Annotated in this window: 12 protein-coding genes; 5 read left to right on the top strand and 7 right to left on the bottom strand. The window is 63.6% G+C overall.

Annotated features, from left to right (window positions below; translation table 11 throughout):
• Positions 1-39 precede the first annotated feature (39 nt).
• Both AB2B41_RS06945 and AB2B41_RS06940 read left to right on the top strand, forming a co-directional pair.
• Positions 40-909 (top strand): helix-hairpin-helix domain-containing protein, encoded by an 870-nt coding sequence (locus AB2B41_RS06945; protein WP_367877038.1) that lies wholly within the window; start codon positions 40-42, stop codon positions 907-909.
• A gap of 11 nt (positions 910-920) precedes the next feature.
• Positions 921-1,673: a L,D-transpeptidase family protein gene (locus tag AB2B41_RS06940; protein ID WP_367877037.1), complete on the top strand. Its 753-nt coding sequence runs from the start codon at positions 921-923 to the stop codon at positions 1,671-1,673.
• 16 nt (positions 1,674-1,689) lie between these two features.
• Here AB2B41_RS06940 and AB2B41_RS06935 read toward each other — a convergent pair whose 3' ends face one another.
• Complete coding sequence (locus AB2B41_RS06935; RefSeq protein WP_367877036.1) at positions 1,690-2,196, bottom strand: hydrolase; 507 nt, start codon at positions 2,194-2,196, stop codon at positions 1,690-1,692.
• Positions 2,197-2,380: 184 nt separating this feature from the next.
• Here AB2B41_RS06935 and AB2B41_RS06930 point away from each other — a divergent pair, with 184 nt between their 5' ends.
• Genes AB2B41_RS06930 through AB2B41_RS06920 form a run of 3 tightly spaced genes read left to right on the top strand, consistent with a single transcriptional unit; the run spans position 2,381 to position 6,857 of the window.
• A complete protein-coding gene (locus tag AB2B41_RS06930) occupies positions 2,381-4,846 on the top strand; it encodes a Lon protease family protein (protein ID WP_367877035.1) in 2,466 nt (821 codons plus the stop codon).
• The gene (locus AB2B41_RS06925) at positions 4,843-5,610 is read left to right on the top strand and encodes a hypothetical protein (protein WP_367877034.1); all 768 of its coding nucleotides are present in this window, start codon (positions 4,843-4,845) and stop codon (positions 5,608-5,610) included. Before AB2B41_RS06930 ends, AB2B41_RS06925 begins: the two co-directional genes overlap by 4 nt.
• Positions 5,610-6,857 (top strand): APC family permease, encoded by a 1,248-nt coding sequence (locus AB2B41_RS06920; RefSeq protein ID WP_367877033.1) that lies wholly within the window; start codon positions 5,610-5,612, stop codon positions 6,855-6,857. The genes AB2B41_RS06925 and AB2B41_RS06920 overlap by 1 nt, the downstream gene beginning before the upstream one ends.
• A 9-nt stretch (positions 6,858-6,866) precedes the next feature.
• Here the strand turns inward: AB2B41_RS06920 and AB2B41_RS06915 are convergent, their stop codons facing one another.
• The 6 genes from AB2B41_RS06915 to AB2B41_RS06890 all read right to left on the bottom strand — a co-directional run bounded on the left by AB2B41_RS06915 (position 6,867) and on the right by AB2B41_RS06890 (position 12,778).
• Positions 6,867-7,142, bottom strand: a complete 276-nt coding sequence (locus tag AB2B41_RS06915; RefSeq protein ID WP_367877032.1) for a 2TM domain-containing protein — start codon at positions 7,140-7,142, stop codon at positions 6,867-6,869.
• Positions 7,143-7,333: 191 nt separating this feature from the next.
• Positions 7,334-9,580 (bottom strand): phosphoenolpyruvate--protein phosphotransferase, encoded by a 2,247-nt coding sequence (gene ptsP / locus AB2B41_RS06910; RefSeq protein ID WP_367877031.1) that lies wholly within the window; start codon positions 9,578-9,580, stop codon positions 7,334-7,336.
• Between the two features lie 180 nt (positions 9,581-9,760).
• Entirely contained in the window at positions 9,761-10,999 is a 1,239-nt protein-coding gene (locus tag AB2B41_RS06905; protein WP_367877030.1) for an aspartate kinase, read from the bottom strand.
• Between the two features lie 153 nt (positions 11,000-11,152).
• Positions 11,153-11,797, bottom strand: coding sequence for an SDR family oxidoreductase (locus AB2B41_RS06900; RefSeq protein ID WP_367877029.1), 645 nt, complete (start codon positions 11,795-11,797; stop codon positions 11,153-11,155).
• An 18-nt stretch (positions 11,798-11,815) separates the two neighbouring features.
• On the bottom strand, positions 11,816-12,247 hold the full coding sequence (locus AB2B41_RS06895) for a DUF1178 family protein (RefSeq protein ID WP_367877028.1): 432 nt from the start codon (positions 12,245-12,247) through the stop codon (positions 11,816-11,818).
• Between the two features lie 60 nt (positions 12,248-12,307).
• A complete protein-coding gene (locus AB2B41_RS06890) occupies positions 12,308-12,778 on the bottom strand; it encodes an NUDIX hydrolase (RefSeq protein ID WP_367877027.1) in 471 nt (156 codons plus the stop codon).
• Positions 12,779-12,872: the final 94 nt, after the last annotated feature.

Below are 12,872 nucleotides of genomic sequence, written 5' to 3'. Positions count from 1 at the left end.
GATAGGGTGTCATTCAGACAGAAGGGAGCGCCGTCTGATATGGCACCAGCACCGCAAAGCCGGTCCGATCCGCTGGCCGAGAACCTCTATATCTCCGATCAGCTTATTGCCGTGGCCGAACTGCTGGTGCAGCAGGAGGCCTCGCCCTTTCGGTTGCGCGCCTACCGGGAGGCCGCGGAATACCTTGGAGGCATGCCCCATCCCGTGCGTGAGGTCTACGAGGCCCACGGACGGCGCGGCCTTGAGGATCTGCCTACCATCGGTGTTTCGATTGCTGCAGCAATCGCGGAAATCCTGGAAAATGGCACGCTGAGCCTTCTCGACCGGCTGCGCGGACGCGCGGACCCCGAAAAGCTTCTGCAGACCGTGCCGATGATCGGGCCTTCCCTTGCCCATACCATCCACGAGACGTTGCACATCGATACGCTGGAGGCGCTGGAAGCTGCCGCGGTGGACGGACGTCTCGGCGCGATCAGGGGGATCGGCCCGCGCCGTGTGGAGAGCATCCGGCATTCGCTGAACGACATGCTGCGGCGCAGGCGGCCGCGTGCGGCCCCGGCCGAGGCACCTTCCCCGCCGATCTCTGATCTGCTGTCCGTCGATGCGGAATACCGAGAACGCGCGGTCGATCTGCCCACCATCCGCCCCCGACGCTTCAACGAAGACGGCCAGAACCGCATCCCGATCCTTCATACCGAGCGCGGGCCCTGGCATTTCACCGCGCTTTTCTCGAACACCGCGACTGCGCACCAATACGGCATGACCCGGGACTGGGTGGTCATCTATTTCGAACGTGACCACGCGCCCGAAGGACAGTGCACCGTGGTGACGGAACGCGGCGGCCCGCTGGACGGCAGACGGGTCGTCAGAGGCCGCGAGGCCGCCTGCGCCGCCCATTACAGCGCATGAAAGGAGTAGCCTTGACCCAAGAGCGGTTCAGCACCGTCCTTTCCCGGATTCTTCTTGCGCTGCTCTTCGCGGTGGCCGTGCCAACGGGCCTCGCACTTGCAGCCTCGTTCCAGCAACAGCTCGACCGGGCCGGGATCGGCTATCGGGTGCCCGCAGAGGGCAAGGCGATACTCGTCAACATTCCCGCCTTCGAGCTTATCGCTTTCGAGAACGGCAGACCGGTCCTGCGCAGCCGGGTGATCGTCGGCACCCCCTGGAACCGCACGCCAAGGGTCAAGACCTATGTCTCTGCCGTGCGCTTCCGGCCGACCTGGCGCCCGACGCCCTCGATGATCGCCAGCGGCGAATACCGTGACCGGGTCTGGCCGCCCGGCGAACGCAATCCATTGGGCCTTGCAGCGGTACGCCTGCAGCCCGGGCTGCTGGTCTACCTGCACGACACCAATCGCCGTGAGCTGTTTCAAGAAAACCATCGCGCCTTGTCTCACGGCTGTATCAGGGTGGAACGCTGGAGCGAGTTGGTATCCTTCGTGCTCGATATGGACTTGGACGAGGTGTTGCGTCTTGCCCATGGTCGCCGCACTTTCGACGCCCCCGCGCCGCCGATCCAGGTAGAGCTGGGCTATTACACGCGCTTTATTGACGAGGCTGGCCGGGTGGTTGCCTATCCGGACGTCTACCGACTGGAACGGAACTCCGGGACCGACCTATCCGGCGGGCAGGAAACCACGCGGGTCTGCGCTCTCGATACCGGGGACCGATAGGCCTTTCGCGCGGCACTCAGATCTCGGCAACGCCGACGATGTAGTTCTCGCCGTAGTGTTTCGCGCAGCGCGGGCAGGTGGTGTAGAAGAAATAGACTTCTTTGGCCGTCTTGCCCATCGCGCGCGCCGCCACTTCCATGTCGTGGGCAAATTCCGCGCAGCGCCTGTACGGCCCCTCGAAGACGCGGGTGAAGTAATCGCCCGAGAGCGTGGTCATTTCCTCATCGGGCACATCGGCCTCGACAGCAAAGAAATGCTCCCCCTCCCAAGGGCTCAGGTCGTGGCTGAGCACGATTTCCGTCTCGGGATCGGCCGCGCCCGCATCCTCGATATGCTCCTGAACGCGGGTGAAGACGGTGTTCATGTTGTAGGGAATATGCATGGCGCTGCGGGTCGTGGCGCGCACGAACTTCTTGTCCTCGAAATGCAAGAGCCGGTTGTCCCAGCCCAGCGGATTGAAGCGCGAACAGCAGCCCGTTTCATTCACGCTGACGTCGAGGCGCGGAAATGCGTTGGTCTCCATCCTGGCTCCCCCATCATCTTCCTGACTGCCGACAGCCTACCGCCGCTGCACCGCGCGCCCTTGATATCGGTCAATTCAGGGGCTTCGCGCGGGGGTTCGCCGGATGCACCTTGATACGGATCAATGACCCAGCGCCCGTTCGCGGGACACTGGGACAAACGCAACCGCACGTCGGAGGCCGGTCGTGGCCAAAGCTCCAAAACTCCTTTCCCTCCCCAAGGGTCTTGCCCCGGACAAGCTCAGACCTGTGTGCGATCCCGGCAGCCTTGGCTTCGAGACGACCGAAGGCCTCCCGGTGACCCAGGGGCTGGTGGGACAGGGCCGGGCGGTCGACGCGATTTCACTCAGCGCCAACATCCGCCAGAAGGATTTCAACATCTACGTGCTTGGCAACGTCGGGATGGGGCGTCACACGGCGGTCGAACAGCTTTTGGGCAAGGCCGCGTCAGAGCGTCCGACACCCTGCGACTGGATCTATGTCAACAACTTCGAGATGCCCCATAAACCCAATGCCATGCGCCTGCGCTCGGGTCAGGCGCGGGCGTTGCGCGCGGCGATGCAGGGGCTTGTTGACGATCTGGCCAACGAAATCCCCGCGCTTTTCGAGTCCGACGAATACCAGACCCAGCGCCGCGCCATCGAGGCGGAGTTCGGGCAGCGCCACGAGGAACCCATCGCCGCCTTCGCCGAGCGGGTACAGGCCGAGGGCGTGGCACTGATCCGAACGCCGATGGGTTTCATGCTGGCCGCGCTGAAGGACGGCAAACCTATCAAACCCGAGGAATACGAGGCCCTTCCCGACGACGCGCGCGAAGAGATCGACGCCAAGATCGGTCGGCTTCAGGAAGAACTGGCCTCGGTGCTCAAACTGGGTCCGCAACTGGAAAAGGAGCACCGCAAGCGGATCGAGGAATTGCATGCGGGCATGGCGGAGCGGGTAGTCACCCTTCGGGTGAGCGAAGTCGCAAACGCCTTCAGCGCCGAGGAAGGTGTGGCCGACTATCTCGAAACGGTCCGCCAGGACATGATCTCCAACGCCGAGCTTTTCCTTATCTCGATGCGGGCACAGAACGACGGGCCCTTCCCCGAGGCGATCCGCAAGTACCACCGCGATCCGCATTTCGACCGCTACGCGGTCAACATCATGGTTTCGCACGACGAGGCGCAGGAGGATGCCGCGCCGGTGATCACCGAGGACCTCCCCTCGCTGGGGCACCTGATCGGGCGGATCGAATATGTCTCGGAAATGGGAACTCTGGCGACGAATTTCACGCTGATCAAACCCGGCGCCCTGCATCGCGCGAACGGCGGCTACCTCATCCTCGACGCCCATCGCATCCTGACCGAACCCTTCGCCTGGGACGCGCTCAAGCGGTGCCTGCAAAGCCAGTCGATCACCATCACCTCCCTTGCCGAGAGGCTGAGCCTGGCTTCGACCATCACGCTTGAACCCGACCCGATACCGCTTGATACCCGCGTTGTGCTGATCGGGGACCGGCGGCTGCATATGCTGCTGACGTTGCTCGATCCGGAATTTGGCGAGTTGTTCAAGATACAGGCCGATTTCGAGGATGATCTGCCGCGCAACGACCTTCACACGAAGGAAATGGCGCAGGTCATTGCGTCCTATGCCGCCAAAGAAAACCTGCGGCCCCTGACCGCAGGCGCGGTTGCGGCTTTGCTCGATCACGCGCTGCGGCTGGCCAGTGATGCGAAGAAGTATTCGCTTCAGCTTGGCGTGCTGACGGATGTCATGCGCGAGGCGGACCACTACACGGCGCAGGCCAGACGTGACCTGACCGACGAGACCGACATCGAAAAAGCGATCTCCGAGGCCGAACACCGCGCCTCGCGCATCAAGGATCGCCTGCAAGAGGCCGTGACCCGTAAGACCATCCTGATCGACACCGAGGGCGCGGTGGTGGGACAGGTCAATGGCCTCTCTGTCATGGGGATCGGCGGCCACGCCTTCGGTCGCCCCTCGCGTATCACGGCGACCGTGCGGATGGGCACAGGCAAGCTTGTGGATATCGAGCGCGAGGTCGAACTGGGCGGGCCGCTCCATTCAAAGGGTGTGCTGATCCTCGGCGCCTATCTCGCCGCGCATTTCGCGCTCGACGTGCCGATGTCGCTGCACGCCAGTCTCGTTTTCGAACAAAGCTACGGCGGTGTCGATGGTGACAGCGCCTCTTCGACCGAACTATATGCGTTGCTTTCGGCACTCTCCGGTGTCCCGATCCGGCAGGGGTTCGCTGTCACAGGTTCGGTCAATCAGAACGGAGAGGTGCAGGCCATCGGCGGGGTCAACGAGAAGATCGAGGGCTTCTTCGATCTCTGCAAGGCCCGCGGCCTGACCGGCGAGCAGGGTGTGCTGATTCCGGCCGCGAATGTGGAGCACCTGATGCTGCATCGCGACGTGGTCGAGGCCGCCCGCGCGAGCAAGTTCCGGGTGGTCCCGGTCACCACCATAGACCAAGGGATCGAGGTTCTCACCGGACGCAAGGCAGGCAAACGCGGTCGCGGCGGTGCCTTTTCCAAGAACAGCATCAACGCCCTTGTCGAGGCGCGGCTGCGCGACTTCGCCGAGACCCGCCGCAGGTTCGGCGCGTCGAACGGTGCCGACGAGAACGGGAAGGAAGGTGGCTCATGAGCGATCCGGCGACCGAGAACACCGCTATCCTCATCGGGGCAAATTCCTTCGTGGACGCCGCCGAAGCGCTGCGCCTGATCGGGAGGGTAGCGCAGGAATGGCGGCCCAGGCTGGGCGGCCTGCTGATCGAGGACGCCGAGACCACGGCGCTTTGCTGCATGCCGAACCAGCGCGTGGTCACCACGAGCGGCACACTGGCCGTGGCCCCGACGCTCGCGCAGATCAAGACGATGATGGAGGCCGATGCACGTGCTTTCCGCAGCGCGCTGGCCCGTATCGCCGAGGGCACGGGCACGCCCTGGAGCTTCGAGCAGGAGATGGGCGACCTGATCCAGAAGGGGCTGCAGATGGCGCTGTCGTGGGACATCCTTGTGCTGGCTCACCGCAACATCAACGCCATCACGGGCAAGGTCGTGATCCTCGAGCCCGCAGGGCGCCCCTCCCCCCGGGCTGCGACCCTCGCAGATACGCTTGCCCGCCATCTCGTCGCTGAACGGGTGGTCGTGAGTATGCCGCAGACCGGAGCGGCAGAGACATCCCGCGCCCAGGTCATGGCAGAGATCCTGAAACGCCTCGGCCAGATCAACGCGCAGGCGGTTGTTCTTGATGTCGCCGACACGGGCATTGCCGATGCGGAGGACCTGCGTCGCTTAACCGATGCCGCGCGCTGTCCGGTCTTTGTCACTGGCCTTGCCGCCACGCAGCGCAGCCTTGCCCACAGCACGCAGATACCGCCCGCCCCGGATGCGACGCGGGACAGCTGATGAGCACCTCGCCCGACATGCCGCCGACCCTGCGCCGGGCGATCTCGCTGCCGCTTCTGGTGCTTTACGGGCTGGGCGTGACCATTGGCGCGGGCATCTACGTGCTTGTCGGGGCCACGGCGGCGACGGCGGGTCCTTATGCCCCATCGGCCTTCATCGTCGCAGCACTGGTGATGCTCTTCAGCGCGGGCAGCTTTGCCGAGCTGTCGGGTCGTGTTCCGCAAAGTGCGGGCGAAGCGGCCTATGTCGAAGCGGGCTTTCGCACGCCTTTTCTGACGCTATTCACGGGCGCGCTGCTGCTTGCGGCGACCATCGTCTCTTCCGCCGCGATCACCGTGGGCAGCGCGGGCTATATCGCCGTACTCGCCCCCTTGGAGCCTTGGACGATCATCCTCGGCGTCATCGTGCTGACCTTCGGTCTCGCCGCCTGGGGCATCGTGGAGTCCGTGGCCTTCGCCGCGCTGCTGACCCTGCTCGAGATCGGCGGGCTCGTGGTGGTGGTGGCCGCCGGTCTGTCCCTTGATCCGGGCATGCTTTCATCCCTGCCCGAGGTCATTCCGCCGTTTTCCGACAGCGCGGCCCTCGCAAGCGTGGGCATCGCAAGCCTGACGGCCTTCTTCGCCTTCATCGGTTTCGACAGCATGGTCAACATCGTCGAAGAAACCAAGGACCCAAGCCGCAACATGCCGCTGGGCATACTCCTGACCCTGATCATCGCCACGCTGCTCTATTTCAGTGTGGCCCTCGTCGCCGTGAAGACGCTTCCGCTTGAGGAACTGGGCCAGTCGACCGCTCCGATCAGCCTGCTGTTCGAGAGGCTCACGGGCTTTTCGCCGGTGGTGATCACGCTGATTGCCGTCGGCGCGACAATCAACGGTGTCGTGATCCAGACGGTTCTGGCCGCGCGGGTGCTCTATGGCCTCGGCAACGTCGGCCGCCTGCCGCGCGCGCTGGCGCGGCTGAACCCGCGCACGCGTACGCCCGTCTTCGCGACGGTGCTTGTTTCCCTCACAACTGCGGTCTTTGCGCTGTTCTTCCCAATCGACGTACTGGCGGAACGGACGACACAGGTCGTCCTCGTGGTCTTCATCCTGATCAATGCCGCGCTTCTGCGCATGAAACTGCGCGGCGATCCCGCGCCGGAGGATGTCTTTACCGTGCCGCTCATCGTGCCGCTGATCGGCCTGTTGAGCTGTCTGGCGATGCTGGTGGGGCCCCTGTTGCTGGCGGGGGGATATCTGCTCTGACGATCCGCGTTATTTGCGCTCGGCCTCCTGCAGGTATTGCTGCGTCTTCCGCTCGGCCAGATTGCTGCCCGCGATGAGATAGGCCAGCACATGAAATGCCAGCGCAAAGCCCCAAGCGCCGATGATCCAGAAGGCCCAGTTGATCGCCCTATCCCCGATGAAGTCGAGCAGAAGGAAGAAAGTACAAATGATCGCGAAGGCCCCGAGGTGCCACAGAACGCCCGTGAGATAACGCGCACGACGCCGGGCCATTTCCAGTTGCGCGGTCTTTTCGGTCTGAGGCATCGTCGCCTCCTCTCGATGTGAATTGTCGTTCAGGGCAGGCCCGGGTGGACATCTTGAAAGGGCTTTACCGTCACCACCACCAAAGGAGTCGCGGGAAGCACGGCCAATCGTTACTTGGGAGGTTTAGCGTACATGCGCCAGCACCGCTTGAGATATGTCACGGCCCAAGAACGGCGCTGCGCCGCTGTGGCCTATCCCTGGTGCTGGGCCTTGACGTAGGCCATGACATCTGCCCTCACCGACATCTCGCCCCGATCCCGCGCGGCGTTAATGACCTCGCGTACCTCTTCGAGATTGCAGCGGCGGATCAGGCTTTTCACCGGGCCGATGGAGGCGGGTCGCATCGACAGGCTGCGGAAACCGATGGCTGCGAAACACAGCGCCTCCACCGGGCGGCCCGCGTCCTCGCCGCAGAAGGACAGCGGCGTATTCGTTTCGCGACAGCGCTCCACGATCCGTTCGAGAAAAGTCAGGAAGCTCACGTTGAGCGTGTCGTAGCGGCGGCGGACGCGTTCGTTCTCCCGGTCGGCGGCAAAGAAGAACTGCTTGAGATCATTGCCGCCGATGGACAGGAACCCGACCTCTTCGAAAAACTGGCGCGGCGCGAAGGCAAGGCTCGGGGTCTCGAGCATCGCGCCAACCTCGACGCGTTCGGGCAAGACGTGGCCGAGAATACGCTCGCGTTCCAGCGTCTTGTCGACCTCGCGGCGCGCGGCGCGGTACTCCTCGAACTGCGCCACGAAGGGAAACATCACCGTCAGCGGCCGCCCGTTTGCCGCACGCATCAGCGCCTGAAGCTGCATCCGCATCACGCCAGGCTTGTCGAGCCCCACCCGGATCGCGCGCCAGCCGAGCGCCGGGTTCGGCTCGTCGGTGGGTTTCATATAGGGCAGCACCTTGTCCGACCCGATGTCGAGCGTCCGGAAGACCACCCGCTTGCCGCCCGCCGCGTCCAGAACGCGCGCATAGAGCGCCGACAACTCGGAGCGCTTGGGCATCTGGTTGCGCACGAGGAACTGCAATTCGGTGCGAAAGAGCCCCACGCCCTCGGCCCCCGAACTGCCGAGCGAGGGCAGATCGGCCATCAGCCCCGCGTTCATTTGCAAAGATACTGTGGCGCCGCACTTGGCCTGCGCGGGTAGATCGAGGATCGAGGCATAGCGCGCCTGCGCGGCGGCATGCATCGCGATCTTTTCGCGGAAGGCCGAAGCGACCATGTCGTCGGGGCGCAAATGCACAATGCCCTGCTCGCCGTCAACCATGATGTGATCGCCGTTGAGCGCCTCGTTAGTGATACGGCTTGCGTTCACGACCAAAGGAATCGCCAGCGCCCGCGCCACGATCGCCGCATGCGAGCCGACCGAGCCGCCCTCGAGCACGATGCCTTTCAGCTTGCGCCCGTATTCCAGCAGTTCCGCCGGGCCGATGTTGCGGGCGACGAGGATCGGGTCGGAGGGAAGCTCCGCCCCGGTATCGGCCCCCTGTCCGGTAAGAATGCGCAGAAGACGGTTCGACAGATCGTCAAGATCGCTCAGACGTTCACGCAGGTACGCGTCGGTTGACTGGTTCATGCGGGCACGCGCCAGCGATTGTTCCTTCTCCACCGCCGCTTCAGCCGAGAGCCCGCTCTTGATGTCCTCGCACATGCGCCGCATCCAGCCCTTGGAATTGGCGAACATGCGGTAGGTCTCGATGACCTGCTGCTGGTCTTTGTCGCCTTTGGCGAGCGTCAGCATCTGGTCGACACTGAGGCGCAACTGGTCAACCGCCTCGGTCAGGCGCTGCTCTTCCCGCGCGGGATCATCGGCGATGGGATTGGACACCACGACGCGCGGCTCGTGGAGCCAGACGTGCCCCTCGGCCACGCCTTCCTGTCCGACAGTGCCGCGGGTCAGGACTGGCTGGGAATGCCGCGCCGACATGGCCGCGCCCTCACCCACAAAAGCGCCAAGCTCGGTCATTTCGGCCAGAACCATGGCAACGACTTCCAGCGCATAGATTTCGTCCGCCGAGAATTCCCGCGCCGATTTGGACTGCACCACGAGAACGCCCAGCGTCTCGCCCAGGCGTTGGATCGGCACACCGAGGAAGCTGGAATAAATCTCTTCGCCGGTTTCCGGCATGAATCGGAACCCGGGCGCCTGGGGGGCGTTCGGGGTATTCACCACGGCGCGTTTCTTGGCGACCCGGCCCACAAGCCCCTCGCCAAGCCGCATCCTGGTCTGGTGGACGGCTTCCGTCTTGAGGCCCTCTGTCGCGCAAAGCTCGAGCGTGTCCTCGTCCCGGAAGAGATAGATCGAGCACACCTCGCACCCCATCGAGTCGGCGATCAGATGCGTGATCTTGTTCAGCCGCGCCTGTCCGGGATCGTCCCCGGCCATCGCATCGCGGAGCCTGCCGAGCAGCTTGCGGCTTTCCGTTTCCATGCGCTCCGGCATCCTCGTCCGTCCCTCATTGCACCGTTCCCAGCTTAGACCACAGGCACGGCAAAAGAGAAATGCCGGAGTTGGAGCACCGGCAAACAATTAATGGTTGAAATCACGGGCATTCAGGCTGCTGTCCCGGATCGCGCCCTTCGGTGAAGGGCTCTGAGGCCTATCGGGCGTCGAAGACCGAGATCAGGCAGCCTTGTCCAGCTCGAAAGCGTCGTGCAGCGCCTGGACTGCCAGTTCCATGTACTTTCGGTCGATCAGCACCGAGATCTTGATCTCGGAGGTGGTGATCACCTGAATGTTGATCCCCTCGTTCGAGAGCACCTGAAACATCTTCGCGGCAACGCCGGTGTGGCTGCGCATGCCGATGCCCACGACCGACACCTTGGCCACATGGGTATCGGCCAGCAGCTCGGAGAAATTGATCTTGCCGCCGGCCTTCGCCTCGGTCATCGCTTTCTCGGCGCGCTTGACCTGATCGACCGGGCATGACCACGTCATGTCCGTGCGCCCTTCTTCCGAGATGTTCTGGACAATCATGTCCACGTTCACACCGGCCTCCGACAGGGCTGTGAAGATCGTGGCGGCGATGCCGGGGCGGTCGGCGACCGACACCAGCGTCATCTTGGCTTCATCCCGGCTGAACGCCACGCCCGCGACCACATTGCTTTCCATGATTTCCTCCTCATCGCAGACCAGCGTGCCCGCGTCATCCGATTGTTCCTCGAAACTCGACAGCACGCGCAGCTTCACATTGTAGCGCATCGCAAGCTCGACCGAGCGTGTCTGCAGTACCTTGGCCCCCAGGGAGGCCAGTTCCAGCATTTCTTCGAAGGCGATGCGGTCAAGCTTGCGCGCCTTCGATTCCACCCGGGGGTCCGTGGTATAGACACCGTCCACATCAGTGTAGATATCGCAGCGCTCCGCCTCGAATGCTGCCGCGAAAGCGACCGCTGTGGTATCCGACCCGCCCCGGCCCAACGTCGTGATGCGGCCCTCCGGGCTCACGCCCTGGAAACCGGCGACCACGGCCACGCGCATGCCTTCAGCGAATTTCGCGTTGATCCGCTCTGTGGGGATTTCCTCGATCCGCGCCTGCGAATGGGCGCTCGTGGTCTTTACCGGCACTTGCCAGCCCTGCCATGACCGCGCGGGCACGTCCATCTCCTGCAGGGTCAGGGCCATCAGGCCCGCCGTCACGTTCTCACCCGAAGACACGACGGCGTCATACTCGCGCGCATCATAAAGCGGCGAGGTCTCATTGACCCAGCCGACAAGCTCATTGGTCTTGCCCGACATGGCCGAGACAATGACGATCACGTCATAACCCTTGGCCACCTCGACGCCCACGCGCTTGGCCGCGCGGCGGATACGGTCGAGGGTGGCCACCGAGGTTCCCCCGAATTTCATCAAAAGTACTGGCATAGGCAGGTGCCCCTTTTCGTCACGCGCCCTTTACGCGTAACCTATGCCAAGGGCAAGCGAGCCCCCTCTTTCTGGCCAAATAAAGTCCCGGAGTATGAGGCGGAGCCTCATCGAATTTGCCCTTGGCAAATTCAATGATGAATCACGACACCCTCAGAACGGATGCGCGCGCCCGTCCCATGTCTCGAAACAGCCCGTGGTCTCGAGACTCAGCGCCTCAAACCGTTCGATGAGTCCCGATACGGCTTCGTCGGTCGTGATATCCGCCGAGCCGCCGCCCATGTCAGTCTGGACCCAGCCGGGATGATAGATGCCGACGGCGATTCCTTCCGATTTCAGATCGGTGGCGAGGTTGCGCCCAAGGTTCAGCGCCGCCGCCTTGGAGGCGCGGTAAATATAGCTGCCGCCCGGTGCGGTGGTATCAGAACCCATCTGCGATGAGATGATCGCAATCTTGGAAGAGCGCGCCCGGCGCAGGTGCGGCAAAAGTGCCTGGATCGACAGGAACACGCCGGTCACGTTCGTGGCAAAGGTCTGCGCCCAAATGTCGGCGCCGAAGCCGGTCTCGAGATCGTCACCCTTGTCAAGATAGACACCCGCGTTGCAGACCAGCAGGTCGAGCGCGGTTTCACCCAGTGCCTCGGCCATTTCGCTGTGGCTGGCAGGGCGGGTTACATCAAGCTGGATCTGTGCCGCAACCGAACGGCCGGTGCCGATAACATCGTGACCCAGGTCGCGGTACTTGGATGCCAGACCGGCCCCGATGCCGCGGCTGGCCCCCGTGATCAATATTCTCATGCCAGCCTTTCCTCTCTGTCAGGTCAGTTTCTGCTTCGAGCGGAAGGGCAGCGGCATCAGCGGCACGCCATCCTCGATCAGCTCGCGCGCCTGGTCGAGCCGCGCCTCACCATAGATTGATCGCTCGGGCTTTTCGCCCAGATGCATCGCGCGGGCTTCCGTGACGAACTTGTCGCCAACGTAGTCCGAGGATTCCTCGACCTTCCGGCGCAACTCCGCCAGCGCCTTTTCCACCTCGCTCGCGGGGTTCCTGAGCACCGGCGCCGTCTGCGCCTCGTCCTTTTTTGACGCGGTTACCCGAGGTGCCATCAGCGCCTTGGATACTTTGGCACTGCCACAGACGGCACAGGAAAGGTGGCCGGCTCGCTCGAGCGCGTCGTAGGCTCCGGCGGATTTGAACCAGCTGTCGGCCTCGTGGCCCTTGTCACATTTCAGCGTGTACTGAATCATGGTGGCGATGGAATTGGTTGCACTTCATTATTACAGAAATGGGGTGCGACCGTACCAAGGTCAAGCACGCAGCTTTTTGCCGGGTAGATCGAAATTCTCGATCAACCGGGCCAGATCGGTCTCCGCAACCATACGCGCGGCCTTCTTGCGCGACACCCAGCGCCTGCGGCGCTCGGCGCATTCGGGGAATTTCTTGGCAAGGGTTTTCACCTCGACGGGATAGAGCATCGCCACGCAGGCCAGATCGCCCGCGTCGCCCACGCTCTTGCCGAAGGAAAAGACACCGAGGCAGGTTTCGCTCGCCTTGCCGATGACGCCCGCTTCTTCCCATGCTTCCCTCAGCGCCGATGCCGCTGGCGTCTTGCCCTCCATCGGCCAGCCCTTGGGCACGATCCAGCGCTGCGACCCGCGCGAGGTGATCAGCAGAATCTGCACCTTGCCGCGCCTCACGCGGTAGCAGAGTGCTGCAAATTGCGTGCGTACATCGCCTTTGCGGGCGCCGTAGAGGGAGAGTGGAAGCTGCTTGGCCATTTGCCGCCTTCTAATCCGGGCTGTCGGGCAAAGATGGCGTGCCCTTCGACCGGGTGCAAGCGCCAGGGCGGCTCTGGCGCTTGTCGGCACCGGA

Source organism: Sulfitobacter sediminis, from assembly GCF_040811725.1.
In the GTDB taxonomy this organism is placed as follows: domain Bacteria; phylum Pseudomonadota; class Alphaproteobacteria; order Rhodobacterales; family Rhodobacteraceae; genus Sulfitobacter; species Sulfitobacter sediminis.
Note: the sequence above shows the minus strand (reverse complement) of the source record. Positions and strands in the feature narration are given on the sequence as shown.